The organism is Peribacillus simplex (genome assembly GCF_030123325.1).
GTDB lineage: Bacteria > Bacillota > Bacilli > Bacillales > DSM-1321 > Peribacillus > Peribacillus simplex_D.
The window spans coordinates 1,386,334-1,411,207 of record NZ_CP126106.1; the positions used below are offsets into that span (position 1 = coordinate 1,386,334).

Sequence of the window (24,874 nt, forward strand, 5' to 3'; positions counted from 1 at the left end):
TAAGTCTAAGTCTAGTGAAAATCCTATATGAAATATGTAATAAAACATACATGCTTATCCAACTCCAATATCATTCCCACTTAAATACTCAATATTATCAGTGTACCTCTCCAATACTACTTCACAGAAATAATTTCAACAATCAATAGATAGAAATCAAAAAACAGCTCAAACTTTAAAGGATGAGCTGTTTTTTGAAATTTTAGGTTACAAACTAAATTCATAGCGCTTTCTAAGTCGCAAGTAATATAGCCATGTTCTAACTGTGAATGAACTAAAGATAAAAATGAAAAATACAAACATAACCGGGTTCAGTAAACTCAAATTCGATGTATTGTTATTAATCAGCTGTCAACAGCTGACCCCATAAGAAAGTGAACGTCAAGTAGCCCCCAAATGCTACATGGGTGGTGTATTTCGGGACTATGTTTTGTTTGCTTCACTTTTTATCGGTACTCTGCATGCCGAGGGTAAACTAGATGACCACGGCAAGACTTTATCTATTTCTATTTTATTCCTTAGATCCATATTTGGCAGCGTCTCAAACAAATAGCGAAGATAATGATAGGGACTCAAATCTTTCTCTTTTGCCGTTTCAACCACACTATACATGATGGCACTCCCTCTAGCACCTCGCGGTGTATTAGAAAACATCCAATTTTTTCTCCCAATCACAAACGGCTTAATGGAACGTTCACTTCTGTTGTTGTCACAACTTAAAGCCCAAGCGGTAAAGCTAGGGTTACCCACAATCCGCTTTCATGATTTAAGACATACACATGTAACGATGTTATCAAACAAAATGTGAATGTAAAGGTCATTTCGGAAAGGTTGGGACATACATCCATTCAAATTACGCTAGACAAGTATAGCCACGTGCTTCCCAGTATGTAGAAACACGTGGCTGATGAACTTGATAATTTGTTTAAGGTTAAAGATATGTGACCAATTTTGTGACCACTCAAGGTTTTAGACGTTCAAAACCCCTCTATATCAACGCTTTATTTAAAACGCCCAGTCCCCATTACGGAAGACAGGTTCCGAAGTGCCGTCCTGTTTGATGCCGTCGATGTTCATTTTCTCTGATCCAATCATGAAATCGACATGTGTAAGGCTTTCATTCAGTCCGTTTTCTGCAAGCTCTTCTGGGCTCATGTTTTTTCCGCCTTCAATACAGAAAGCATAGGAGCTGCCGATAGCGAGATGGTTTGATGCATTTTCATCGAATAATGTGTTGAAGAATAAAACATTCGATTGGGAAATCGGTGAGTTGAATGGAACAAGTGCCACTTCTCCAAGATAGTGTGAACCTTCATCCGTTTCAACCAATTGTTTTAGGATTTCTTCCCCTTCTTCCGCTTTTACTTCAATGATCCGTCCTTCCTTAAAGGTCACGGAAAAATTATTAATGATGTTGCCGCCGTAACTAAGGGGTTTCGTGCTGGAAACCGTACCGTTAACACCCGTTTTCAATGGAACCGTAAACACTTCTTCGGTAGGCATGTTAGCCATGAATTCATGACCCTGTACGTTGACGCTTCCTGCTCCGACCCATAGGTGTTTGTCGGGTAACTCGATAGTCAGGTCGGTTCCAGGAGCCGTGTAATGCAATTTTTGGTAATGCTTGTCATTTAAATAATCAACCTTTTCATGCAGGGTATCATCGTGTTTTTTCCAGGCCTCCACAGGATCCTTCACATCAACACGAACTGCTTTGAAAATGGCTTCCCATAGCAGATCAATACGTTTTCCTTCTGTCTCTTCAGGGAATACTTTATCAGCCCAAGCCTTTGAAGGGACGGCAACGATGGACCAGCTTACTTTATCGGATTGCATATACTGGCGCCACTTCTTCAGTGCAGTCCCGGATGCTTTTTGGAAGTTGGCAATCCTTTCTGGCTTTACACCTTTTAATAAGTCAGGGCTGGAGGAGATGACGGATAGATAGGCAGCTCCATTTTCTGCAAGTTCGATCGTTTCTTCCGCTCGCCACTTTGGATACTCGTGGAAGACCTCATCCGGAGCCAGTTCATATTTGGTACGTGAAACGATATCGTCATTCCAATTAACGATGACATTACGCGCACCGTTCTCATAAGCCTTTTTTACAATGAGACGCACAAGGTCAGCACCCTCTAATGTCGTGTTTACGACGAGGGTTTGATCTTGTTGGATGTTTACGCCGACTTTTACGGCAAGTTCTGCATATTTTTCTAAATTCGTTTGAAAATCACTCATCATTTCAAAACTCCTTTTCCATTTTCTACATATATAATTGTACTTAATTGTCATATAAAAAAGAAACTTTTTACATCGTCTGAGAAAACTTATCGTTAAGAGGAGAAGGAGGTCATTATAACCGGCAAGGAGATGAAATCAGTTAAGGTTCATTCACTTTAGCACAAACCCCGGCATCATTATCGTATGAACCCAGCTCGAGCAGTCTATCTTCTGCATTCTACCAAAATAATAGAAGGAAAGACTATTGAAAAGGTTTGAATAGTTGAATAATTTAATTATTTGGGACAGTGGACAATGGACTGAAAGAAAGAGGGCCTCTTTGAGACCCTCTTTCTTAATAGTCAAAAAATCACTTACCCAAATTGATCCAGACACTTTTCACTTCAGAATAGTTGTCGAGTGCATAAGATCCCATTTCACGTCCGATTCCGGATTGTTTGTAACCGCCGAAAGGGGAAGCTGCGTCGAACGCGTTATAACAGTTCACCCATACAGTACCGGCACGGAGTTTCCCTGCAACATAATGGGCATTGGCTATATCGCTAGTCCATAAGCCGGCAGCCAATCCATATTCACTGGCATTTGCACGGTTAATGACATCATCTAAATCCTCGAATGGCATTGCCGCTATGACCGGCCCGAAAATCTCTTCTTTGGCTATCGTCATATCCTCTTCGACACCAGCAAATATAGTAGGGGAAACAAAGTAGCCTTGTTCACCCGGTTTATTTCCGCCGACAAGAACTTCCGCACCCTCATTTTTCCCTTTTTCAATATAGCCCATTACCCGATTTTGCTGCTCCTCGGAAACAAGCGGTCCAATTTGTGTACTTGGATCTAAACCTACCCCTTGTTTGATGTTTTTTGCATGGCTTGCCATATCGGCAACAACATTATCATAATGTTTCTTTTGGATATAAACCCTGGAACCGGCACAGCATACCTGACCTTGGTTAAACATGACCCCATTCAAAGCTCCAGGGATGGCTTTTGAGAAATCCGCATCAGGTAGGATGATGTTTGGCGATTTCCCTCCAAGTTCCAATGTGACCCGTTTCAATGAATATGAAGCGGAGCGCATGATCAGTTTTCCAACTTCGGTCGAACCGGTAAATGCAATTTTATTTACTTGCGGATGGTCGACAAGTGCTTGTCCAGCGGTTTCACCAAAACCGGGAACGATATTGACGACCCCATCCGGGAAACCGGCTTCAGCCAATAATTCAGCCAGGTAAAGAGCGGAAAGCGGTGTTTGCTCAGCAGGCTTTAATACAACCGTACAGCCTGTAGCAAGTGCCGCTCCCAGTTTCCACATCGCCATAAGAAGCGGAAAGTTCCATGGGATGATTTGGCCGACAACACCAACAGCCTCGTGTTTTGTGTAGTTAAAGTAATTTCCGCTTACTGGAATGGTCTGTCCGACAATCTTGGTGGACCAGCCGGCAAAATATCTCATATGTTCTATAGCTAAAGGAATGTCGGCATTGGTAGTTTCACTGATTGGTTTACCATTATCCAACGTTTCCAATTGAGCAAGTTCAGTTTTATTTTCTTCCATTAAATCGGCAAGTTTATACATTAGCCTACTGCGTGAAGCTGCGCTCATTCTTGACCAAGGCCCCTCATCGAATGCTTTGCGTGCAGCTTTGACGGCTAAGTCGATATCTTCTTTATCAGCTTCATAAACATCGGCAAGTTTTTGTCCTGTAGCAGGATTAGGTGTGGAGAAGGTTTTTTTTGAAGCACTTTCTACAAACTGACCATTAATATAGAGCTTTTTTGGTCCTGTTAAAAATTTTTGCAGCTTTCCACTTACTTCTAACGTTAGATTTGTCATAATTACCCTCCTGAATAAAATGTTTATCTTGGGCAAAACATGATGACTTATTGTTAACGCTATGATTTATGCCAATTTTTATGATAAATGAAAAAAAGGGAATATTCAATCTATATCATTCGACAGAATATTCAAGATTTCTTCATCATAAAAAAAATGAAGGATTATTTTGTCATGACATGTGTAAATACTATAGCAAAAATGAAAGTTAATAGTTAAAATGAATAAGGATAAAATAACAAGAAGGTCTAAAGTTCTTCAGGAGGAATATATGGGAAATGATGCAAAAATGATATCGCAACGTAAGATACTAGGTGTTGCGGGTCTTGGATGGATGTTCGATGCACTTGATGTCGGTATGCTTTCTTTCATTATTGTTGCTTTGAAACAGGACTGGAACTTAACCAGTGAGCAGGTTGGCTGGATTGGGAGCATAAACTCAATAGGAATGGCTGTTGGGGCCGTATTCTTTGGTGCGATGGCTGACAGGGTCGGACGGAAGAATGTCTTTATCATTACATTATTATTGTTTTCAATCGCAAGTGGCCTGTCTGCAGCAGTCAGTACACTCAGCTTGTTCTTGATATTGCGATTTTTGATTGGAATGGGACTTGGAGGAGAACTTCCGGTTGCCTCGACATTGGTCTCTGAAAGTGTTGAAGCAAGTAAAAGGGGAAGGGTTGTCGTCCTTCTTGAAAGTTTTTGGGCGGTTGGCTGGATTTTGGCAGCACTCATCTCCTATTTCATCATTCCGGCTTATGGTTGGCGCGTTGCATTGTTATTGAGCGCAGTTCCTGCTTTATATGCGCTGTATCTGCGCTTGAAACTGCCGGATTCACCGAAGTATACGGAACTAGAAAAAAAGCAGAGGCCATCTGTATTAAGCAATATGAAAAGTGTCTGGAAAAAGGAATACTCCCGTCAGACCCTTGTATTGTGGATTCTATGGTTTTGCGTGGTCTTTTCTTATTATGGGATGTTTTTATGGCTGCCAAGTGTGATGGTCCTAAAAGGCTTCAGCATGATTCAAAGCTTTGAATATGTTTTGATCATGACGCTTGCACAGCTTCCGGGCTATTTTTCAGCTGCATGGCTGATAGAGAAGATGGGACGTAAATTCGTTTTGATCACATACTTAATTGGAACGGCCGTCAGTGCCTTTTTCTTTGGATCATCAGAGGGGCTGGCACTGCTGATAGTTTCCGGGATGTTCCTATCTTTCTTCAACCTAGGGGCGTGGGGGGCACTATATGCATATACACCTGAGCAGTATCCAACAGCAGTTCGTGGTACAGGTGCTGGGTTAGCTGCAGGGATCGGGAGGATTGGCGGTGTCCTGGGACCGTTGCTTGTAGGGTATCTAGTTGCGGCAGACACCCCGATTTCATCGATTTTCACCATTTTTACAATCGCTATTCTAGTGGGTGCGATTGCCGTAGCTTTTGGGAAGGAAACAAAGAATACCGTTTTGAGATAAACAAAAGGAAGGGGACTGTAATCAGTCCCCTCTTTTCATTAAGTAAAGTCTTTTATGATTTTTAAAAGGGATTCAGAGGCGCTCTTCGGACTTTCTGCATTCATGATCGCCGATACGACAGCGGTACCGGATAGCCCTCTATCAGAAAGAGCGGAAATGTTATCTGCAGTGATACCCCCGATGGCTACGGCGGGAATGGATACGCTGCGGCAGATTTCCTCCAAATCCCCAATGGCCATCAGGGTTGCATCTTGTTTGGTCTTTGTAGGGAAAATGGAACCGACTCCGATATAGTCTGCTCCATTTCGTTCGGCTTCGAGAGCTTCTTCAAGTGTGGAGACAGATACACCGACAATCATGTCTTCAGGAACCATTTGTTTGACGACAGTCAGTGGAAGGTCATCTTGCCCAATATGAATTCCGTCCGCGGCAACCGCAAGTGCTATATCCACCCGGTCGTTGATGATAAGGGGAATGGATAGCTCATTCAATAACTGTTTTAATGCAGAAGCTTTTTTATAAAAGGAAAGGGAGGAATTGTTTTTCTCTCTAAGTTGTACGATCGAGACTCCTCCTGAAACTGATTCTGCAATGATTTTGGTCAATTCATCTAATGCTATGGACTCTTCCGTAACTAAATAAAGGCTTAAATCAATTTGGGACTTCTTCATTTATTTTCACCTCATGCATCCAGATTTCCTTATCCATTCTTGATATTGCATCGATTAATCGCATACGAAACGTTCCTGTTCCTTCATCATTTTGAAGGTTTGCGGCAGCTAGTTCCCCTGAAATGCTCATGGTTGAGATACCGGCAATTGCCGCAGAATAGAAATCGTCGGTGACTCCGGAAAAAGTGCCGATAAGAGCGGTGGACATGCAACCGGTACCTGTAACATCAGTTAAAAGGATGTTCCCATTGTTGATGATGGACGTATGTTTTCCATCGCTGATTGCATCCTTGGCTCCGCTGACCACGACGATACTATTCAATTTATTGGCTGCTCGTGCAGCCAGCTCTGCATTGCTAATCGCTAGTTCCCCCGAATCCACCCCGCGTGTAACGGTATCCCCACCCATCAATGAAAGGACCTCACTCGCATTCCCGCGAATGATTTGGAAAGTAACCTTACTTAGGAGCTCTTTGGCCTGCTCTGTACGATAGGGGGTGGCACCAACTCCCACCGGGTCTAAAATGACCGGGATATCCATGGTATTTGCCGTCTTACCTGCTATCTCCATCGCTTCCAAGGCTTTATCATCGATCGTACCGAAATTCAGTACCAATGCATCTGCTAATTTGACCATATCCGCCACTTCACTTGGGCTCGATGTCATTACTGGTGAACCCCCGATGGCAAGGGTGGCATTTGCACAGTCGTTGACCGTAACGAAGTTTGTGATTTGGTGAATGAGTGGTTTTCTTTCTTTTACCTTCACGAATAAATCGGCTGCAGAAACCTTCATATTAATTCACTCCGTTCTTTTTTTGAAAATGAATGAAAATGATGGACAGGCCCATGACCTTTACCGATGGAAAAGCTATTGCGTATCGCTTCAGAAATATAGGTCTTGGCCTGTTCGATCGACGCTTGCAATGACAGCCCATTTGCCATGTTTGATGTAATGGCGGATGATAGGGTACAGCCCGTGCCATGTGTGTTTTTTGTATGAATCCGCTCACCCTCGATCCAATGGAAGTCAGTCCCATCATAAAAAAGATCATTTGGATTTCCTGCTGCATGGCCTCCTTTAAGTAAAACGGCTTTGGGACCCATTTCTTTTATTGAAATGCATGCCTTGTAGAAATCTTGTTCCGTTCGAATCGACAAGCCAGTAAGTACTTCCGCTTCCGGTACATTTGGGGTTACAAGTGTTGCAAGCGGAAGCAAATCCATTTTTAAGGCAGAGACAGCCTTTTCGTCGAGCAAATGGTGGCCGCTTTTGGATATCATGACAGGGTCAAGGATAACGATGGCAGGCATGAAGGTTTTAAGGGACGCAGAAACTGTTTCCACGATTTCTTTTGATCCAAGCATGCCTATTTTTACTGCATCGACAGTAATATCTTCAAAGATAGCTGCAATTTGATCTGATATGATAGCTGTTTCAATTGGCTGTACTGAACGGACTTCCATTGTATTTTGTGCGGTTACGGCTGTGATGGCAGACATGCCAAAGACACCATGTGCAGAAAATGTTTTTAAATCCGCTTGGATTCCAGCCCCGCCCCCTGAATCAGAGCCTGCGATGGTTAATGCTGTTTTCATAAAAAAACCCCTTCATATAAGTATTTTTTAGAAGTATTTTAAGTAATATGAAAGCTAAAATCGCACCAGCGAATGAACTGAGCATAAAGGCCGGTAAAAAACCGAAAAGAGCAGCTTTTTCTCCCAATAGGAGGATGGCAAGTGGATAACAGGCTAGGGAACCGATAATGCCGGTCCCGATCACTTCCCCTAAACAAGCGAATTTTAAGCTTAGTGTTTTTTGATAAAGGATTGCGGCCAAAAGTGCACCGATCATGCTCCCGGGAAAGGCGAAAATTGAACCGGTACCAGACATGTTTCTAATGATGGAAACTAAAAAAGCTTGTGTCACAGCATAAGCCGGCCCCAAAAGAACGGCCGTCAGGACATTTGCCAGATGCTGAATAGGAAAGACCTTTGCAAATCCTGCAGGTATGAAAATAAATGAACTGGTCAGCGTCGTAATAGCCGTGATCATGGCAGTCAACGTCAGTTTCTTGATGGGATTCATCGTCATGTCAACGCCCTACAGCGGCCAATCCTGCTCATTATGAACCATATCCCAGAATAAATATTCATATCGGGAAGTAACCAAAAAGTGCTTTTCCAATCTAAGAAGTTCCGTTTCTGGCATGCCTTCCGTCAATTCTTCCAACAAAGCGATCAGCCATTTGTGTGCTTCCCCGAATTCAGGAGATGAATAGGACCTTATCCAATCTGCGTAGCGATTGTTTTCCAATGCCGCTCCATTTTGTTCTTTTAAAAGCAAACCGATTTCATAATAATCCCAGGCGCAGGGCAGGAGACAGGCGATCAAGTCTGCCAAAGTCCCATGCTGAGCAGCATTTAGCATGTATCCTGTATAGGCTAGAGTGGTTGGAGTAGGTTCTGTATCTTCCAATTCCTTGGAACTGATACCGAATTCGGAAGCATAATGCCGATGAATATCCATTTCCACTTGAAGGGTTTCATTTAAAATACTCGCAAACTTTGCCATCGTTTCGATGTTATGAGCTTTGATGACACCTAAAGCAAAGAGCTTGGAATAATCCATGAGGTAGATATAATCCTGCTTCAGGTAATAGGCAAATTTCTTTTCAGGAAGCGTACCATTTCCAATTGCCTGGACAAAGGGATGTGAATGGTTCTTTTTCCAAATCTCCTTTGACCGTGCATGTAGTCTATCACTGAATGTTTCTAATTTAACATTCTCCATTGTTCATCCTCCTTTAGAATGGATCCCCTTGTTAATGAAAAAACCCGTTCCTGAATTCGGAACGGGGTAGATGGATATAGTCTGTAAATGGACGATATCATCCACTTCCCTCCGCCGGTATGAGCCGGTTCAGGTTCAAAGGGTCCGGAACTAATTCCATCTCAGTCTTAAAAAAGACTCCCCTAGTGGTGTGAATTGTATGTAATTACTGACATCATATCAGAAAGACAAGAAAATGCAACCCGTATTTGAAAGAGGGACCATTTTATGCCCAGGGAAAAAGGGAGAACCAGGTAATTGACTTTTGATGTTTATTAGGATAAAATCATGTCTACATCATTTATATATCGATTTCTTATCCAGAGAGGTGGAGGGACTTGGCCCAAAGAAACCTCGGCAGCGGACCCGTTTTGGGAACTGTGCTAAATCCAACAAGCATATGCTTGGAAGATAAGAAGAGCCGTACGGACACTGTCAGCCTCTTCTTGAATTAGAAGGGGCTTTTATTTTTTGGAAATAACGTTTAGTGACATAATAGAAAAGGTATATATAATTTGGTGAAAATCAAACAAGTTGTTAAAGTTTAGCTAACTAGAAGCAGGCTCTAGGATGACTAGGAAAGGAGCCATTTCCATGGCAGAATTATTTAAGAGGATTGAACAGAGGAAGGCAGAGCTTATTGAAGAGTTATTGGCCAATGGAGTATACAAAACCTCTGATGAAAGGCACCTTTATGATGCCCCATTAAAAGTTCTTGAAGATGAATATAAGATTGTTATAAATAGACCCAATACCGAGTCACCTTCTGAATGGATGACATAGTAAACGATAAACGATGGGCTATAGTTGGGGATTTTGGATAAGGGATATGATGTAAGCATTCGCAGTCTACACTAGTGGATGCTTTTTTTGCGTTTGCTAGAAAATGACACAAAATATACATAATTATAGAATTAATAGTCATTTTGTCACATTTGACCTGTAAAATAACACATTTAATTTCTGAGAAATAGTTGATTTTAACTAGTAGTTTCATTATGATGAAGGTGTAAAAAAATTGAATAAATGGGAGGTGGCTATATAATGCCCTGCCGTAAGATAACTATAGAAAAAGTAGAAGAAAAGAGAAAAGAAATGATCAACTTGGCAGCAATTTACGGCTTATCAAGTCTGTTAACTGTTCAAGCCAGTCAAGAATTGGATACGCTATTAAATGCGTTAACAAGTAAAAGAGATTCTGAACGTTATCCCCTCCGTAAAGCATATAGGTATTTTTAAATTAGCCAATTCGGCCCCGATTAATATGAAAAAGCTACTGCTCAAGGCAATAGCTCTAAAGAATGATATTACATATCGACACGTTTACCAAGTATGACCAAATCCCGCTCAATGCCATCAAGCTCGGCAACTTGAGGTAAATGTGCCCATTCTTCAAACCCGAATTTGGAAAAAAGCTTAAGGCTAGGTGTATTGTGGGCAAAAATGAAACCCAATAGAGTCTTAACACCTAATTTTGGACTCAATTCAATTGCCTTTTGAATCGAAATTTGTCCGATTCCTTTTCCCCGGAAATAATCATCAATATAAATGCTGATTTCGGCAGTGGAATTATATGCCGGTCGGCCATAGAAGGATTGAAAGCTCATCCATCCAGCAGTTTTCCCTTCTATAGTAATGATAAATAGCGGTCTACTTTCTGAATGATGTTCCTCAAACCATTTCACCCTAGATTGGACGGATACAGGTTCCGTATCTGCCGTGACCATTCTTGAAGCAATTGTCGAATTATATATTTCAACAATTCTGGGTAGATCAGATAGTTCTGCCTCTCTAAACTCTATGTGCTCTTCCATGATGTAAACTCCTAACTATCATTTTATTCAATCTCCAGAATGAAGGGTAATCCCGTTTTTTGTTTAAGGGACGGTGAATGACACCCAATCCATTGAAAGTTTTTTATTATCATACACTCTTTACTCTTTATCTGACAATTTTTTTATGTTAAGACTGCAGATTTTTTGGGTATGTAAAAGATTAAATACTTCTAGTAAAGAGACAAAAGGAGAACGAAATGAAAAAATTGGCAGGTTTATTGATTATTGTATTGGTTATATGTTTTGCTGCATATGAATTTCAGGCCTCGGAGTCGGAAGATGTGCAAAGGGTGATGGCTTTTGGAGATTCATTAACCTATGGAAAAGGGGATAAGGACGGGGAAGGATATATAGAAGGCCTTGAGGATGAATTGAATAATCCGCAATCGAAACAAAAAGTGAGTTTTTGGAATTACGGTATAAAAGGCCAGGAAACGGATGGTGTGATGAAACAGCTTGATGATTACCGCATTAAAACGAAACTTGATGAAGCCGATACTTTCATCGTTTATATTGGAACGAATGACTTGATCAATAGTAATGGAGGGAACTTGGAGAAAATAAGTGACCGAAAAATCATTGAAGGTAAACGGGAGTATATCAGCCATCTGAAAAAGATTACATCAACATTGATAGAGGCAAACGATAAAGCGGATATCCTGGTAGTAGGACTATATAACCCAATTAAAGACAATCAAAAACTTGAAAAGCACATTCGAGATTATAACCTGTCAATAAAGGGAATAGCGGATAAAGATAAAAGGATGTTATTCATTCCTACTAATGATCTTTTTGAAGGTAAAAAGAAAACAGAGTATTTCAGTGATAAGTTACATCCGAATGAAAAAGGGTATCAGCTCATTGCGAATCGGGTTTTGGAAAGTTATGATTTCAAATGAGAAAAAATGCACAGGAAGTCTTTCTGTGCATTTTTGCCCGCTAAGTAGTTAGGAGCATGATAAAGCTTTTAGTTGAGGGAACTGCAAGTCATGGAGTTGCTTGTATCTGCCGTTGTTTTGCAGTAACTGTTCATGTGTTCCTTGTTCATGAACCTGCCCTTTTTCCAGAACGAAAATTTGATCGGCATCATGAATGGTTGATAAACGATGTGCTATTACTATTGAAGTCCGGTTCTTCATTAAACGTGATAATGCTTGCTGGATCAAATGTTCGGATTCTGTATCCAAGGCGGCCGTTGCTTCATCGAGAATGATGATTTGCGGATTTTTCAAAAGTGCCCTGGCAATGGCAATTCGCTGTTTTTGTCCTCCTGAAAGCTTGACTCCGCGCTCTCCAATCTGAGAACCATAACCATCAGGAAAGGCACTTATAAAGTCATGCGCATTTGCCGCTTTGGCGGATTCTATGATTTCATCATCAGTAGCATCAAGTTTGCCATACACGATGTTATCACGGATGGAACCATTGAATAAAATGATATCCTGGGAAACAATACCCATTTGTCCCCGTAATGATTTCAGTGACACTTCTTTGATATCATGACCATCCATTTTAATCGTGCCATCTTGCGGATCATAAAATCGGATCAAAAGGCTCGTGATGGTCGATTTTCCAGCGCCAGAGGAGCCGACCAGAGCAGTTACTTGACCAGCTTTCATGGTCAGCTTTAAATTGCTGAGCACAGGTACAATCCCGTCATAAGCAAAATCGACACATTGGAATTCAATTTGCTTTTTTAGGGCAGGGAGTTCAATGGCATTTCCCTTGTCACTTATTTCAGGTTGGGTTTCCAATATTTCAGTTATCCGCTCAAAGGCGGCTGCTGATTGCTGGACAATGCTGATGACCCGGCTGAAATTGCGAACCGGACTCTGCAGTAACCTCAAATAGGCGAGAAAGGCCACGATTAACCCAATTGTGAATTCACCTTCCATCACTTGCCAAGCACCGAACACAATGACTGCTACAAGACCGATATTGTTCAATAAATCAATAATCGGACCGAACATGGAACGTAGCCGAACGGACTTAAGGTTTGCAGCCATATTTTCCTGGTTACGCTCCCCAAACCTCCTTGATTCGAATTCTTCATTTGTAAAAGATTGAATGAGCCGCATTCCTGAAATGGAATCCTGTAACTGGTTGCTGACATCTCCTGCGGAACTTTGCACAGACCTAAATGACATCCTGATGCGTTTCCCGAATGCCCTTGTGATATAGAACATGAAAGGGAATGTAAAAAGAAGGACAATGGTCAGCTTCCAGTTAATGAAAAGCATATATACCGCCACGGCAATGAAAGTCACCGTGTCAGTCAAGACCTGGAGCATGCTCGAAGAGATGAGCTGCTGCAGTAAATTGACATCATTGGTCAACCGCGACATTAAGTCACCAGTACGGTTTTTATCAAAGAATTTCATATCCAGTGTTTGAATATGGTCATACATGCTATTCCGTATATCCATAATAGCCTTTTGACCGACCTTGGAAACGATATAGCTGTTAAAGTAGTTCAGTAAAGCCAATAAAATGGCAGCACATAGAATTCCTGCGCCAATCCAGATTAACGAGTCATATCTTTTTTCGGGAATGATTGTATCAATCGTAAATTGCGTCAACTGGGGGATGGAGAACTCAAGCAATGAAATGAAAAGCATGATACATAAAACCAAAGAGCAAAACTTCCACTTCGATGGTACCCGATTGAACATTTGCTGGAGCATCAACCAAATGCTTCCTTTTGAGGGTATTGCATGCATGGTACTGCGGCCTTTGTGGCTGAATGGAATATGTCCTCCACTCATAGCGATCACTCCTATTTAGACTATCCTTGATGTTTTGAAAGTCATTTGAATTAGATGATTTTTGCCTTTTTGACTATCATAGAGCTTTTCAAAAATTAGACAACATTTAAGCGGTTCGTTTCAGTCAAAAAGTATTATTATTTTACACTTTCCTATAGGACATGGAATAATTAAAGGAGATTAGCGAGGCTGATAAGAGGGGATGCTATAAGTGAATGAAAATGAAAAAGTCAGGGAAGAACTTTTAAATGCGGTCATCGGACTAACGGATGAACAGCTGAACACCCTTCCTGAACCAGGACGATGGAGCATCATGCAGGTTTTGGATCATTTATATTTAATGGAGAGGGCCATAACAAAGGGCATTTCCGATAAATTGAAAAGCGATGATAGCATTCCTGCTGTGGACAAACCGATCGAGCTTACTTTAAATCGTGAAATGAAGGTCCAGGCCCCGCCATTTGTCATTCCGTCAGGATCATACCAAACTTTGAGTGAGATTAAGGAAAAGTTGTCCGAATCCCGAAAAGCTTTTGTACAGGTCGTTGACCATGCAAGGGAAACTGACCTCGAACAAAAGTCTTTTCCACATCCTTTGTTTAAAGATTTAAGCTTGAAGCAATGGATCCCATTCGTGGGACTGCATGAAAAACGGCATTTATTGCAAATTGAAGAATTGAAAGCAAAGTTATAATAGAAGAAAAACTCATCCGTCTTTGGCTGAGTTTTTCACTTTCAGACAGATATTCGTAAAGGAAGGATTTTTCAGTGAAAGCCACTTGGGTAAGGACATGTTTGGTAATGGGCTTTTTCGGATTGATGCTGGGGCTCTTGTTCAAGTATATGCTTCCGCCTGATCTAGATGAAATCGAACTGACTGACGAGCTGAATCCGATCGTCGCCGAAAAAAAAGACGAGCTCATTCAACAGGCTAATGACAAAGGCATCCCGGTTATCATTACGGCGGGGTTCCGGTCTTTAGCCGAGCAAAATGAACTCTATGAAAAAGGCAGATCAGGCCCGGGCAACATCGTAACGAATGCAAGAGGCGGCGAGTCGCTGCATAATTTCGGTTTGGCGATAGATTTTGCCCTACTTAACAAACAAGGCGAGGCCATTTGGGATATGAGTTATGACGGCAACGATAATGGAAAGTCGGATTGGATGGAAGTTGTAACCATCGCTAAAGGGTTAGGTTTTGATTGGGGAGGGGATTGGGCAGGGTTCAAGGATTATCCGCATTTACAAATGACATTTGGCTTGAGCCTGCGTGAGCTGCAACTAGCCAAGCGGCCAAAAGGGCAGTGATATGGGTGGCTTCATTATGCCGCATAAATTTTGATTAAAAGCAGGAAAATAAGCATGTGAATTGCTTTACAGGTAAGAATTCGATAAAGTGGAATAGTGAGAAATCAGACATAAAGGAGTGCAGTCACCATGGAAGAAACAAAACATTGCCGGGACTCTTTGGTCATAAAAACTAGCCTTGTCCTCCCGCCGGATACAAATAATATTGGTACGATGTTCGGAGGCAAATTAATGGCATACATTGATGATGTAGCGGCTATATCAGCCATGCGTCATGCGCGAAGCAACGTCGTTACGGCATCAACTGATTCTGTCGATTTCCTGCACCCTATTCATGAAGGGAATGCCGTTTGCCTTGAAAGCTTCGTGACTTATACGGGCAGAACATCAATGGAAATCATCGTAAAGGTGATTGCAGAGGATTTAGTTACAGGAGATCGGAATTTATGCGTCATTTCTTTCTTGACATTTGTTGCCATTAATGAAGAAGGTAAACCAATTCCAGTCCCGCGTTTGGTTCCTGAAACAGAGATGGAAATGAATTTAAATGAATCAGCAAAACAACGGGCCCAAATAAGGAAAAAAAGAAGGGAAGATACACAGTTCATTGCAAGTACTTTCGGTGTGAAACTGCCATGGACCGATCAATCGAAGCCAGGATTATATAAATAAGATACGCATCTCTTTAGTCTTCTTATTGATGATTGAGACCGAATTCATTGTGATTTGGTCTTTTATTAATCGCCATTGGTTTTGTGAAAATCAGTACGCTCATTTTCAGCATGTTATTATCCGTATGGGAAAGTAACGTGAAAAGACGCTTGGATATGTCCAAAGCGTCTTTTTTATGTTACCTTGTTAGTTTGATCATATCCGCTTTTCAGTCATCGCTTGCTAAAATACCAAAGAAGCGCAAGATGTTAATGAATAGGTTTATGAAATCAAGATATAGATTCAAGGCCATGAGCGGTACTTCTTCGGCTGTTACCCCGTAATGCTTCATTCGATTGAAATCATATAAAATATAACCACTGAAAACTAAAATCCCAATAAAGGAAAAGACCAGCATGGCCGTAGAGCTTAATGGAGAGAAAATGTTGAAAATGCTAATGACCACTAAAGCTAGCAAGGCCGCGAATAACATTCCTCCCAAGAAAGAAAGGTCCCTTTTGGTGGTTGTGGCATAAACCGCCAGTCCACCAAATACGACTGTCGTCGTAACACCTGCCAGGATCACCACATTTGCCCCTGCAGCGGCTAGGTAGTGTGCAATGATCGGATATGTCGTAATTCCTGAAATCAATGTGAAACTATACAAAAATGTGTAACCGATGGCTTTTTTCCTCCGCATTATGAATGCTCCAATCAACATCGCGATCTCAAGTATCGCTAAGGGAAGAAACAAGGATGGCGGAACAAAAGTGCCGAGAGCCATCCCTAAGACGGAAACGGCAAGTGATAAAGCGAACGTCCGCATGACGGACGGCATATATGTTTGTACAGTTTGTGAATACATTCAATCACCTCATCATTTATTTTCTACCGTTTTCTACGAATCTGTTTTAAAAAGGTTTCATGGCATTTAATGAAAATAAAGTGTTTTTTTTGAAGTATTGAAATATATATGAAATAATTACCTATTTTATGATATTCTTACAAATATACTAACTTTTCTGAAATATCAAAAAAATCAAAACGGAAGCATTCTCCGGTATGTAAAACGACAAGGTAAATAAATAGGTATGAACGTTAAAATAGTTATCTTAGAATAATAAATTTAAAATGATTGGTTCTTTACATTTAATCGGACTTCAAAACTTTACTGTATAACCGTTATAAAGGAAACGATTTTTTATTGCAGAAAATTATTCCTAAAGTTATAAAATATGAAAAAAATGTGATTATTTTCTATAAAAACTATTGTATAATTGTAAAAAAATGATTAAAATTTTAAATAATTATCAGAAGATTAATTATTTTCCCGATAAAATAGTTTAGGGGGAGCAAGGATGAAGAAAGCTATTTTGCAAATAGAGAACCTAACTACCTCATTTCGAATCGGCAACAAATATCATGCAGCGGTGGATGATGTTTCGTTTACGGTGTATGAAAATGAAATTGTAGCAGTTGTTGGAGAATCAGGTTGTGGAAAGAGTGCATTGGCCTTATCCATCATTCAATTACATAATAAGCAGAGAACGAAATCCGAAGGAAACATCAATTATAAAGGTCAAAATCTACTAAAGTTGAATGATGTACAAATGAATAAAGTCCGGGGGAAGGAATTGGGTATGATATTCCAGGAACCTTTAACGGCTTTGAACCCGCTCATGACCATCGGAAAACAGATCGAGGAGAATCTTGATTACCATACTGAACTCTCCAGTGCTGAAAAAAAGAACAGAACGATCGAACTTTTGACACAAGTGGGAATTCCATACCCAGAACGGACGTACAAGCAATATCCGCATGAGCTCTCGGGCGGAATGCGTCAAAGGGCAATGATCTCGATTGCCATTGCTTGCAACCCTGCACTGGTCATCGCCGATGAACCCACGACGGCACTGGATGTTACGATTCAAGCGCAAATACTTGATCTGCTGAAAGATATCCAGAGCAGGACAAAAATGGGGATCATCTTAATTACACATGACCTGAGCGTCGTAGCAGAGGTCGCCGACAGGATCGTTGTCATGTATGCAGGCCAGGTAGTGGAAACGGGAAGTGTTAAAGAGATATTCAACAATCCGCTGCATCCATATACGAGGTCTTTATTAAATTCGATTCCTTCTGTTGCAAACGAGAAAAATCGTTTGCACGTTATCGAAGGAATCGTTCCATCGATAGCGAAAATGGATCGGATAGGATGTCGCTTCCAAGATAGGATTCCTTGGATACCTAAACATGCGCATGAAGAGACACCCCGGCTTCACGATGTGGGCAACGATCATCTTGTGCGCTGTACCTGCTATAAAGAATTTTATTTTAAAGCTGAAGGAGATGCATCGGCTCATGACATTACTCAAATTAGATAATCTCAAAGTGCATTTTCCGATAAGGGGCGGTTTTTTTCGAAGGGTGGTCGATCACGTAAAGGCCGTGGACGGTGTTTCCTTTGAGTTGCAGCAAGGGGAAACATATGGTTTGGTCGGTGAATCCGGAAGCGGCAAGTCCACGACAGGCAAGGCAGTGGTCAAACTGAATGAGGTGACATCCGGACAAATCCTGTTTGAAGGCAGGGATTTAGCATCTTTAAGTAGAAGAGAAATTAAACCATTCAGAAAAGATATCCAAATGATTTTCCAAGATCCGTATTCATCATTGAATCCGAAGAAGAGGGTACTGGACATCATTGCCGAACCGCTGAGGAACTTCGAACGGTTATCCCCTTCAGAGGAAAAGAAAATCGTACAGGACTTCTTGGACAAAGTCGGACTGAGTCCCGAATCGATTCACAAGTATCCTCATGAATTTTCAGGGGGACAGCGGCAGCGGATTGGGATCGCTCGATCATTGACATTGAAACCTAAACTGATCATTGCGGATGAACCGGTGTCAGCATTGGATGTTTCCGTTCAGGCGCAGGTATTGAATTTTCTTCAGGATCTCCAACAAGAGTTCAATTTGACTTATTTATTTGTCGGGCATGATTTAGGCGTAATCCGGCATATGTGTGACCGGATGGGTGTCATGTATCGCGGTAGATTGGTAGAGGAAGGCAAAAGCGAGGAAATCTATGAAAATCCCCAACATATATACACGAAGCGCCTGATTGCCGCCATTCCGGATTTAGAGCCGGAAGTTCGCGAAGATAAAGTGCAGCTTAGAAAAAAACTCACCTCAGAATATGAGTCTACCTACTCAAAATATTTCGATGAGAATGGACGTGCATACGATTTGAAGCCAATCTCATCGACACATAGAGTCGCATTACAATAAGGAGGTGGAAGGAATATGTGGAAGTTTATCCTAAGACGATTATTAGTAATGATCCCGCAGCTCTTTTTATTGAGCATCATCGTTTTCATGATGGCAAAAGCAATGCCGGGAGATGCACTGTCAGGCCAGGAAATCAACCCTAGGGCCAATCCTGCCGAGCTTGATAGGATCAGGGAAGAACTGGGTTTGAATGACCCTTGGTACCAACAATATTTAAGGTGGGCATCCAATGCAGTACAGGGGGATTTCGGTATTTCCTATACACATAAGACGCCCGTTATGGATGTGATCGAAGACAGGCTTTGGAACACGGTGTTCCTGGCGTTGGTCACGCTGATCTTTACATATATGCTTGCTATTCCATTAGGCATACTTAGCGGAAGGTATAACGATACCTGGGTGGATAAAACCGTTACGGGTTATAGCTATGTAGGGTTTGGCACGCCGATTTTCATTTTTGCTTTAATCATGTTATTCGTTTTCGGATTTGCCCTGGATTGGTTCCCGTCTGGGGGAAGTGTCGATTCAAAAGTGGATGAAGGAACATTCGCCTATGTTGTAAGCAAGATCAATCATTTGATTTTACCAGCTTTAAGTACAGCTTTAATTGCAACAACAAGTACGATCCAATATTTGCGAAATGAAATCATCGATAATAAAATCAAGGATTTCGTAAGGACAGCGCGTTCGAAGGGAGTGCCTGAATCAAAAGTATATTCACGGCATATCCTGAGAAATTCCTTTTTACCGATAGCAGCATTCTTAGGTTATGAAATTACTGGATTGATCGGCGGCGCGGTCATAATCGAGACCATTTTCAGTTATCCGGGACTTGGGCAGCTATTCCTTAGTTCAGTCAGTCTGCGGGATTTCAGCGTTGTCACGGCCATCGTCATGATGACGGGATTTGCCACTCTGCTTGGCACTCTTCTTTCGGACATCATACTTAGTGCGGTCGATCCGCGCATACGGATAGAATAGGAGCGGGGTGAGTCGTATGGAAATGAAAGTGGAAACAGGAAAGAACATACAAGTTAACGATGTGAGCCCTTCAGGAATCAAGATCATCTGGCAGGAAATCAAAAAGGATAAACTTGCCATGGGCTCATTGATTTTATTAGCAGCCATATTGCTTTTTGTTTACGGTGCGTCGTTTTTCATGGACGCCAAGGAAATAGCCAAGGTCGATTTTCTCTCCATTTATTTGGAACCATCTTCAGACTATTGGCTTGGAACCGATTATGGTGGCCGGGATGTATTCGGCCAACTGATAATAGGTACCAGAAATTCATTCACGATCAGTTTATTCATTACATTATTCACGGCTATCATCGGTTTATCATTAGGGCTTCTGGCGGGCTACTTCGGCGGGGCAACCGATAATGTCATCATGCGTATTATCGATTTCGTGATTGCCCTGCCGCAAATGATGTTCATCATCGTTGTAGTCACGATTGTGCCGATCTTCAATGTATATGTTTTCATTTTAATCATGACGATGTTTTTATGGACAGGAAAGGCACGGCTGATTCGTTCAAAGGCTTTGTCCGAGCGTGAGCTGGATTATATCCACGCCTCACAGACACTGGGGACACCACATTGGAAAATCATCCTGTTTCAGCTTCTGCCCAATGTCAGTTCATTGATCATCGTCAACTTCATTTTGAACCTTGCAGGCAATATTGGCTTAGAATCCAGTTTGACTTTCTTAGGGTTCGGTCTTCCGGAGAGCACACCGAGTCTCGGTACGCTCATCAGTTATGCTCGAAATCCAGATGTTCTGGAAAACAAGTGGTGGATATGGGTACCCGCATCACTCATGATTCTAGTGTTGATGCTGAGTATAAATTTCGTTGGTCAAGCGTTAAAACGCGCCGCCGATGCAAGACAAAGAAGAGGATAAAAAAGGGGAGTGTAGGATATGAAAATCAAAAGCTACAGTAAGGTATTAAGTGCATTGGCCATTTCGTCTCTACTGCTTGCTGCATGTTCGAATGATACGGAGAAATCGTCAACGAAAGAGAAAAAAGGGAAAGATGTCGAACAGGTCGATACCTCTAAATTCCCGACAAAGACGACAAATCAAGGAGAGCCGATTAAAGGCGGCCATTTGACATATGGTTTGGTATCCGATACTCCGTTTGAAGGGATATTAAACAAAGTTTTCTATCAAGGCGAACCAGATAATCAAGTTATCACATTCTTTGATGAAGATTTGCTGGATACAGATGAAAACTATGTATATACGAATGAAGGTGCCGCTTCCTATGAGATTTCAGACGATCATAAAACGGTTACGCTGACGATTAAGGATAATGTAAATTGGCAAGATGGAAAACCTGTGCTAGGTGCCGATTTAGAATATGCATATCTTGTCATGGGAAGCAAAGATTACAAAGGTGTACGCTATGATGAACAAATGGCTTTAATCGAGGGTATGGAAGAGTATCATGAAGGGAAAGCGGATAAGATTTCAGGCATTAAAGTCGACGGCAAGAAAATCACTATCACATTCAAAAAAGCGAATCCTTCCGTCACGACTGGATTATGGACATACCCGCTTCATAAAGAATACTTAAAAGATGTTCCGATTGCAGAGTTGGAATCTTCGGATAAAATTCGCAAAAACCCGATTGGTTTTGGACCATTCAAAGTGAAGAAAATCGTTCAAGGGGAAGCGGTCGAATTTGAAGCGAATAAAGATTATTACCGCGGTGAACCTAAATTGGACAGTGTCACATTGAAAGTCGTGAATCCGTCCGTCGTCGTTAAGTCACTTGAAAATGGTGACCTCGATGTAGCGGAGGTCCTGGCAGAGCAATATGATCAAGCCAAAGAATTGGATAATGTCGAATTATTGGGGAAAGTTGAATTGGCTTATACCTATATTGGTTTCAATTTCGGCCATTATGATAAGGAAAAAGAAGAAAGTGTTATGGATGAAAATCCAAAATTCGGTGACAAACGCCTTCGTCAGGCGATGGCGTATGCCATCAATAATGAAGAAGTTGGCGAAAAGATGTTCAAGGGTCTTCGCTTCCCTGCCAACTCTGTCATTACACCGAACTTTAAATATAATAATAAAGATGTAAAACCATATGAGTATGATCCTGAAAAAGCTAAAAAACTCTTGGATGAAGCAGGATTTGTAGATACGAATAAGGATGGCATTCGTGAAGATGCAGATGGAAAAGAGTTCAAGATCAACTTTGCTTCCATGAGCGGTTCCGATGTTTCCGAGCCACTAGCAAGATATTATATCCAACAATGGGAACAAGTTGGTTTGGACGTCGAATTGCAGGATGGTAGGCTACATGAGTTCAATTCATTCTACGACCTGCTGAAAAAGGATAATGACAAAGTGGATATTTATCAAGCTGCATGGGGTGTCGCTTCCGATCCGGATCCATCAGGAATATGGTCAAGGTCTGCGGAATTTAACTATACCCGCTGGGTGAATGAAAAAAATGATGAGCTTCTTGCTAAAGGGATCTCAGAGGAAGCCTTTGATGATCAATATCGGATCGATACGTATAATGAGTGGCAAGAATTGATCCATGAAGAGGTTCCGGTCATTCCGACATTATTCCGTTATCAATTGGCAGGAGTGAATGAACGAGTTACAGGTTATGATTATCTCGCAGGCCGCCAATATCAATGGCATAATGTGGGGGTAACGAAATAATTTAATTGATGACTATCGGCTGCCTTTATGGGCGGTCGATTTTTTTGCGTTTCAATGAAGTGGATAAAGGCTATATAGATAATAGTAAGTAATTGGAAGGGTGATATTGATGGAAGTGAGAAATCCTAATGAAACAAAGAGAGAGTTAGAAATATTGTTTACTGAATCGGTTGGCCGGTTACTGAAACCTCTTGAAGAGGAAATCATTGCAGACATTGTAGCCTATCCAGACGAAAAGAGAATTGCCTTCTTGGAATATATGAAGGAAATGTCCAACAAACAAAGACAGTTGAAGTAAGTTGAACTTTCATCATGAAGGAGGTCTTTTTATGAGGAACGAAGATATGAGCAGGTACAAAGTATGGCGTGATAAGTGGAAAAGAAAAGTAAATATGGAGAATTTAGCGTTATATGGCATTTCATCATTAGTTATGGCCATCTTGCCAGTTCTGGCCCATATGGGTTAAATCGATTAAAGGACCGTCTTTTTGGCGGTCTTTTAATATGTTAAAAGTTGCCATGAAAAGATATAATGAACAAGAGGAAAGGAGAGATTTGCATGAGTGTGATCGAAGAAAAAGAAATCGTATCTTACATAAAAGAATTGGTGTCCATACCCAGCCCCTCCGGTTATACAGAGCAAGCCATTAAATACGCGTCCAATTTCATGGAGCAAAGGAACGTTCCTTACAAGATCACGAATAAAGGGGCATTGCTTGCTTCATTAAAAGGCGAAGATGATGGCAAACACCGATTGCTGACTGCCCATGTCGATACTCTGGGAGCCATGATAAAGGAAATCAAGGCAAATGGCCGCCTTAAATTGACGATGATCGGCGGTTTTCGCTGGAACTCAGTGGAAGGGGAGTATTGTAAAATCCATACAGCTGACGGAGCAATTATCACCGGGACCATTTTAATCAATCAGACTTCTGTCCACGTATATAAAAATGCCGGGGATGCCAAGCGTGATGATGAGACAATTGAGGTCCGGATAGATGCTGCCGTGAAAACTAAAGCGGAAACCGAAGCCATTGGCATTTCTGTTGGAGATTTTGTCTCCTTTGAACCGAGAGTGGAAGTTACGGATACAGGCTTTTTGAAATCAAGGCATTTGGATGATAAAGCAAGCGTCGGCATCCTGCTTCATATCATTGACCTCATTTCTGCAGGAAAGATAAAATTGGCTTATACGACCCATTTCCTGATTTCAAACAATGAAGAAATCGGCTATGGCGGTAATTCCAATATCCCTGAGAAAACAGTGGAATATCTGGCTGTCGATATGGGAGCGATCGGTGATGGACAATCGACGGATGAATTCAGCGTTTCCATTTGCGCAAAAGACTCCTCGGGTCCTTATCATTATATATTACGTCAGCATCTAGTCGCCCTTGCTAAAGCAAATGCTGTCGACTACCGCGTCGATATTTATCCATATTATGGTTCGGACGCTTCCGCTGCGATCCGGGCAGGATATGATGTCGTACATGGTCTGATCGGACCGGGGATAGATGCTTCACATGCCTTCGAGCGGACGCATGTTTCTTCATTAAAGCATACAGCCAATCTGATTTTGCATTATATCCAATCAGAGTTGGCTTAATCGTGAAAATAGCCCGCACTTATATCAAATAAGTACGGGCTTTTACTGTTTTTTAGCGAAATTTTCATTATACTCGTGAGTTTCTGCGTAATACTCGTGAATTTCGTTGTTTTACTCGTGAGTTTGGGCGAAATACTCGTGAGTTTCGTTGTTTTACTCGTGAATTACGTTCAAATGCTCGTGAATGACAAATTATAATGATATTTCTTGTGGAGGTTCACCATTGTTGTTCATCAACCGAATGCTTTCCGGCTTAATTTGAAGGATTAAATAATTGGGATCTTTCGGACCTTCGAACCAATCTTCAAATGATTCATTCCATAATTTATCCTTCAGTTCCTGTGAATCGTTTATTTTCGAGGTACCTGAGATTTCCAGGTAGGAATCGCCTAATCCTTCATTATCATAGCCGATCAGAATATGAACATTGGGATTCTTTTCAATTTCATCAATTTTTTCCGTCTTTCCACTCGTTGGTGTGTATAAAGTTAATTCATCGTTAAAAAATGTCATATAGCGTGAATGTGGTTTGTTGTTTTCAACTGAAGATAAAACTCCTATTTTATGATCACGAATGATGTTCAATACTATTTCTTTTAATTGGTTTTGGCTCATTTTTGCACACTCCTTTTATTTTTTTACTCTATTACTTTTCCTCTTTTTCCATTAAGTTAAAC

The 24,874-nt window shown here is 41.3% G+C and carries 26 protein-coding genes, 2 pseudogenes and 2 riboswitches; of the genes and pseudogenes, 16 read left to right on the top strand and 12 right to left on the bottom strand.

Annotated elements, in window-relative coordinates; all coding sequences use genetic code 11:
• Positions 1-423 precede the first annotated feature (423 nt).
• A pseudogene (locus tag QNH43_RS06700) lies at positions 424-720 on the bottom strand (IS66 family transposase); the annotation flags it as partial.
• Between the two features lie 13 nt (positions 721-733).
• Between QNH43_RS06700 and QNH43_RS06705 the strand changes: the two are divergent.
• Positions 734-894 (top strand): annotated as a pseudogene (locus QNH43_RS06705) (tyrosine-type recombinase/integrase); the annotation flags it as partial.
• A gap of 111 nt (positions 895-1,005) precedes the next feature.
• Here the strand turns inward: QNH43_RS06705 and QNH43_RS06710 are convergent.
• Together QNH43_RS06710 and QNH43_RS06715 are read right to left on the bottom strand one after the other, a co-directional pair.
• Positions 1,006-2,238 (bottom strand): aminopeptidase, encoded by a 1,233-nt coding sequence (locus tag QNH43_RS06710; RefSeq protein ID WP_283917247.1) that lies wholly within the window; start codon positions 2,236-2,238, stop codon positions 1,006-1,008.
• Positions 2,239-2,590: 352 nt separating this feature from the next.
• Positions 2,591-4,078 carry an aldehyde dehydrogenase family protein gene (locus QNH43_RS06715; RefSeq protein WP_076366967.1) on the bottom strand — a complete coding sequence of 496 codons (1,488 nt, stop codon included), beginning with the start codon at positions 4,076-4,078 and terminating at the stop codon, positions 2,591-2,593.
• Between the two features lie 271 nt (positions 4,079-4,349).
• Between QNH43_RS06715 and QNH43_RS06720 the strand changes: the two genes are divergently transcribed.
• Positions 4,350-5,555, top strand: coding sequence for an MFS transporter (locus QNH43_RS06720; RefSeq protein WP_283917248.1), 1,206 nt, complete (start codon positions 4,350-4,352; stop codon positions 5,553-5,555).
• A gap of 38 nt (positions 5,556-5,593) precedes the next feature.
• Here the strand turns inward: QNH43_RS06720 and thiE are convergent, their stop codons facing one another.
• The 5 genes from thiE to tenA are packed head-to-tail and all read right to left on the bottom strand — an operon-like array spanning position 5,594 to position 9,020.
• The gene (gene thiE, locus QNH43_RS06725; RefSeq protein WP_283917249.1) at positions 5,594-6,226 is read right to left on the bottom strand and encodes a thiamine phosphate synthase; all 633 of its coding nucleotides are present in this window, start codon (positions 6,224-6,226) and stop codon (positions 5,594-5,596) included.
• Complete coding sequence (gene thiM / locus QNH43_RS06730) at positions 6,207-7,022, bottom strand: hydroxyethylthiazole kinase (RefSeq protein WP_283917250.1); 816 nt, start codon at positions 7,020-7,022, stop codon at positions 6,207-6,209. The genes thiE and thiM overlap by 20 nt, the downstream gene beginning before the upstream one ends.
• Positions 7,019-7,825 carry a bifunctional hydroxymethylpyrimidine kinase/phosphomethylpyrimidine kinase gene (gene thiD, locus QNH43_RS06735; RefSeq protein ID WP_283917251.1) on the bottom strand — a complete coding sequence of 269 codons (807 nt, stop codon included), beginning with the start codon at positions 7,823-7,825 and terminating at the stop codon, positions 7,019-7,021. The genes thiM and thiD overlap by 4 nt, the downstream gene beginning before the upstream one ends.
• Positions 7,794-8,315, bottom strand: coding sequence for an energy coupling factor transporter S component ThiW (gene thiW, locus QNH43_RS06740; protein ID WP_283918302.1), 522 nt, complete (start codon positions 8,313-8,315; stop codon positions 7,794-7,796). The genes thiD and thiW overlap by 32 nt, the downstream gene beginning before the upstream one ends.
• Positions 8,316-8,330: 15 nt before the next feature.
• Positions 8,331-9,020: a thiaminase II gene (gene tenA, locus QNH43_RS06745; RefSeq protein ID WP_283917252.1), complete on the bottom strand. Its 690-nt coding sequence runs from the start codon at positions 9,018-9,020 to the stop codon at positions 8,331-8,333.
• 89 nt (positions 9,021-9,109) lie between these two features.
• Positions 9,110-9,214: riboswitch (TPP riboswitch) on the bottom strand.
• Positions 9,215-9,372: 158 nt separating this feature from the next.
• A riboswitch (SAM riboswitch) is annotated at positions 9,373-9,477 on the top strand.
• A 176-nt stretch (positions 9,478-9,653) separates the two neighbouring features.
• Here tenA and QNH43_RS06750 point away from each other — a divergent pair.
• Both QNH43_RS06750 and QNH43_RS06755 read left to right on the top strand, forming a co-directional pair.
• The gene (locus tag QNH43_RS06750; RefSeq protein WP_283917253.1) at positions 9,654-9,842 is read left to right on the top strand and encodes a Fur-regulated basic protein FbpA; all 189 of its coding nucleotides are present in this window, start codon (positions 9,654-9,656) and stop codon (positions 9,840-9,842) included.
• Positions 9,843-10,103: 261 nt separating this feature from the next.
• Positions 10,104-10,298, top strand: coding sequence for an aspartyl-phosphate phosphatase Spo0E family protein (locus QNH43_RS06755; RefSeq protein ID WP_283917254.1), 195 nt, complete (start codon positions 10,104-10,106; stop codon positions 10,296-10,298).
• 68 nt (positions 10,299-10,366) lie between these two features.
• Here the strand turns inward: QNH43_RS06755 and QNH43_RS06760 are convergent, their stop codons facing one another.
• Complete coding sequence (locus QNH43_RS06760; protein WP_076366951.1) at positions 10,367-10,873, bottom strand: GNAT family N-acetyltransferase; 507 nt, start codon at positions 10,871-10,873, stop codon at positions 10,367-10,369.
• A gap of 218 nt (positions 10,874-11,091) precedes the next feature.
• Between QNH43_RS06760 and QNH43_RS06765 the strand changes: the two genes are divergently transcribed.
• On the top strand, positions 11,092-11,793 hold the full coding sequence (locus tag QNH43_RS06765; RefSeq protein WP_283917255.1) for a GDSL-type esterase/lipase family protein: 702 nt from the start codon (positions 11,092-11,094) through the stop codon (positions 11,791-11,793).
• Between the two features lie 48 nt (positions 11,794-11,841).
• On the opposite strand, the gene QNH43_RS06770 is transcribed toward QNH43_RS06765, so the two are convergent.
• A complete protein-coding gene (locus QNH43_RS06770) occupies positions 11,842-13,659 on the bottom strand; it encodes an ABC transporter ATP-binding protein (protein ID WP_283917256.1) in 1,818 nt (605 codons plus the stop codon).
• Between the two features lie 211 nt (positions 13,660-13,870).
• On the opposite strand from QNH43_RS06770, the gene QNH43_RS06775 reads away from it, so the two are divergent.
• From QNH43_RS06775 to QNH43_RS06785, 3 genes are all read left to right on the top strand, one after another.
• The gene (locus QNH43_RS06775) at positions 13,871-14,353 is read left to right on the top strand and encodes a DinB family protein (RefSeq protein ID WP_283917257.1); all 483 of its coding nucleotides are present in this window, start codon (positions 13,871-13,873) and stop codon (positions 14,351-14,353) included.
• Positions 14,354-14,460: 107 nt separating this feature from the next.
• Positions 14,461-14,967, top strand: a complete 507-nt coding sequence (locus QNH43_RS06780; RefSeq protein ID WP_434060186.1) for a M15 family metallopeptidase — start codon at positions 14,461-14,463, stop codon at positions 14,965-14,967.
• A 129-nt stretch (positions 14,968-15,096) separates the two neighbouring features.
• The gene (locus QNH43_RS06785; protein WP_076366945.1) at positions 15,097-15,639 is read left to right on the top strand and encodes an acyl-CoA thioesterase; all 543 of its coding nucleotides are present in this window, start codon (positions 15,097-15,099) and stop codon (positions 15,637-15,639) included.
• Between the two features lie 208 nt (positions 15,640-15,847).
• Here QNH43_RS06785 and QNH43_RS06790 read toward each other — a convergent pair whose 3' ends face one another.
• A complete protein-coding gene (locus QNH43_RS06790) occupies positions 15,848-16,483 on the bottom strand; it encodes a Bax inhibitor-1/YccA family protein (RefSeq protein ID WP_283917258.1) in 636 nt (211 codons plus the stop codon).
• Between the two features lie 493 nt (positions 16,484-16,976).
• Between QNH43_RS06790 and QNH43_RS06795 the strand changes: the two genes are divergently transcribed.
• The 8 genes from QNH43_RS06795 (at position 16,977) to QNH43_RS06830 (ending at position 24,197) form a co-directional block, all read left to right on the top strand.
• Positions 16,977-18,002, top strand: a complete 1,026-nt coding sequence (locus tag QNH43_RS06795) for an ABC transporter ATP-binding protein (protein ID WP_283917259.1) — start codon at positions 16,977-16,979, stop codon at positions 18,000-18,002.
• Entirely contained in the window at positions 17,980-18,906 is a 927-nt protein-coding gene (locus QNH43_RS06800) for an ABC transporter ATP-binding protein (protein WP_053534228.1), read from the top strand. Before QNH43_RS06795 ends, QNH43_RS06800 begins: the two co-directional genes overlap by 23 nt.
• A gap of 15 nt (positions 18,907-18,921) precedes the next feature.
• On the top strand, positions 18,922-19,887 hold the full coding sequence (opp4B, locus tag QNH43_RS06805; protein WP_214743605.1) for an oligopeptide ABC transporter permease: 966 nt from the start codon (positions 18,922-18,924) through the stop codon (positions 19,885-19,887).
• Positions 19,888-19,909: 22 nt separating this feature from the next.
• On the top strand, positions 19,910-20,809 hold the full coding sequence (locus QNH43_RS06810) for an ABC transporter permease (RefSeq protein ID WP_076367933.1): 900 nt from the start codon (positions 19,910-19,912) through the stop codon (positions 20,807-20,809).
• Positions 20,810-20,827: 18 nt separating this feature from the next.
• On the top strand, positions 20,828-22,591 hold the full coding sequence (opp4A, locus tag QNH43_RS06815; protein ID WP_283917260.1) for an oligopeptide ABC transporter substrate-binding protein: 1,764 nt from the start codon (positions 20,828-20,830) through the stop codon (positions 22,589-22,591).
• A gap of 109 nt (positions 22,592-22,700) precedes the next feature.
• Positions 22,701-22,889, top strand: coding sequence for a hypothetical protein (locus QNH43_RS06820; RefSeq protein WP_034314269.1), 189 nt, complete (start codon positions 22,701-22,703; stop codon positions 22,887-22,889).
• A 31-nt stretch (positions 22,890-22,920) separates the two neighbouring features.
• A complete protein-coding gene (locus QNH43_RS06825; protein WP_283917261.1) occupies positions 22,921-23,058 on the top strand; it encodes a hypothetical protein in 138 nt (45 codons plus the stop codon).
• A 92-nt stretch (positions 23,059-23,150) separates the two neighbouring features.
• Positions 23,151-24,197, top strand: coding sequence for a M42 family metallopeptidase (locus tag QNH43_RS06830; protein WP_283917262.1), 1,047 nt, complete (start codon positions 23,151-23,153; stop codon positions 24,195-24,197).
• 192 nt (positions 24,198-24,389) lie between these two features.
• Here the strand turns inward: QNH43_RS06830 and QNH43_RS06835 are convergent, their stop codons facing one another.
• Entirely contained in the window at positions 24,390-24,812 is a 423-nt protein-coding gene (locus QNH43_RS06835) for a pyridoxamine 5'-phosphate oxidase family protein (protein ID WP_283917263.1), read from the bottom strand.
• Positions 24,813-24,874: the final 62 nt, after the last annotated feature.

Coding starts and splice junctions, on each gene's coding strand:
- QNH43_RS06800 (WP_053534228.1), top strand. CDS start 17,980: ATGACATTACTCAAATTAGATAATCTCAAAGTGCATTTTCCGATAAGG.
- QNH43_RS06760 (WP_076366951.1), bottom strand. CDS start 10,873: ATGGAAGAGCACATAGAGTTTAGAGAGGCAGAACTATCTGATCTACCC.
- QNH43_RS06825 (WP_283917261.1), top strand. CDS start 22,921: ATGAGGAACGAAGATATGAGCAGGTACAAAGTATGGCGTGATAAGTGG.
- QNH43_RS06795 (WP_283917259.1), top strand. CDS start 16,977: ATGAAGAAAGCTATTTTGCAAATAGAGAACCTAACTACCTCATTTCGA.
- QNH43_RS06785 (WP_076366945.1), top strand. CDS start 15,097: ATGGAAGAAACAAAACATTGCCGGGACTCTTTGGTCATAAAAACTAGC.
- QNH43_RS06835 (WP_283917263.1), bottom strand. CDS start 24,812: ATGAGCCAAAACCAATTAAAAGAAATAGTATTGAACATCATTCGTGAT.
- QNH43_RS06720 (WP_283917248.1), top strand. CDS start 4,350: ATGGGAAATGATGCAAAAATGATATCGCAACGTAAGATACTAGGTGTT.
- QNH43_RS06790 (WP_283917258.1), bottom strand. CDS start 16,483: ATGTATTCACAAACTGTACAAACATATATGCCGTCCGTCATGCGGACG.
- thiD (WP_283917251.1), bottom strand. CDS start 7,825: ATGAAAACAGCATTAACCATCGCAGGCTCTGATTCAGGGGGCGGGGCT.
- tenA (WP_283917252.1), bottom strand. CDS start 9,020: ATGGAGAATGTTAAATTAGAAACATTCAGTGATAGACTACATGCACGG.
- QNH43_RS06715 (WP_076366967.1), bottom strand. CDS start 4,078: ATGACAAATCTAACGTTAGAAGTAAGTGGAAAGCTGCAAAAATTTTTA.
- QNH43_RS06755 (WP_283917254.1), top strand. CDS start 10,104: ATGCCCTGCCGTAAGATAACTATAGAAAAAGTAGAAGAAAAGAGAAAA.
- QNH43_RS06710 (WP_283917247.1), bottom strand. CDS start 2,238: ATGAGTGATTTTCAAACGAATTTAGAAAAATATGCAGAACTTGCCGTA.
- QNH43_RS06810 (WP_076367933.1), top strand. CDS start 19,910: ATGAAAGTGGAAACAGGAAAGAACATACAAGTTAACGATGTGAGCCCT.
- QNH43_RS06770 (WP_283917256.1), bottom strand. CDS start 13,659: ATGAGTGGAGGACATATTCCATTCAGCCACAAAGGCCGCAGTACCATG.
- thiW (WP_283918302.1), bottom strand. CDS start 8,315: ATGAATCCCATCAAGAAACTGACGTTGACTGCCATGATCACGGCTATT.
- opp4A (WP_283917260.1), top strand. CDS start 20,828: ATGAAAATCAAAAGCTACAGTAAGGTATTAAGTGCATTGGCCATTTCG.
- thiE (WP_283917249.1), bottom strand. CDS start 6,226: ATGAAGAAGTCCCAAATTGATTTAAGCCTTTATTTAGTTACGGAAGAG.
- thiM (WP_283917250.1), bottom strand. CDS start 7,022: ATGAAGGTTTCTGCAGCCGATTTATTCGTGAAGGTAAAAGAAAGAAAA.
- QNH43_RS06765 (WP_283917255.1), top strand. CDS start 11,092: ATGAAAAAATTGGCAGGTTTATTGATTATTGTATTGGTTATATGTTTT.
- QNH43_RS06750 (WP_283917253.1), top strand. CDS start 9,654: ATGGCAGAATTATTTAAGAGGATTGAACAGAGGAAGGCAGAGCTTATT.
- QNH43_RS06780 (WP_434060186.1), top strand. CDS start 14,461: ATGGGCTTTTTCGGATTGATGCTGGGGCTCTTGTTCAAGTATATGCTT.
- QNH43_RS06820 (WP_034314269.1), top strand. CDS start 22,701: ATGGAAGTGAGAAATCCTAATGAAACAAAGAGAGAGTTAGAAATATTG.
- opp4B (WP_214743605.1), top strand. CDS start 18,922: ATGTGGAAGTTTATCCTAAGACGATTATTAGTAATGATCCCGCAGCTC.
- QNH43_RS06830 (WP_283917262.1), top strand. CDS start 23,151: ATGAGTGTGATCGAAGAAAAAGAAATCGTATCTTACATAAAAGAATTG.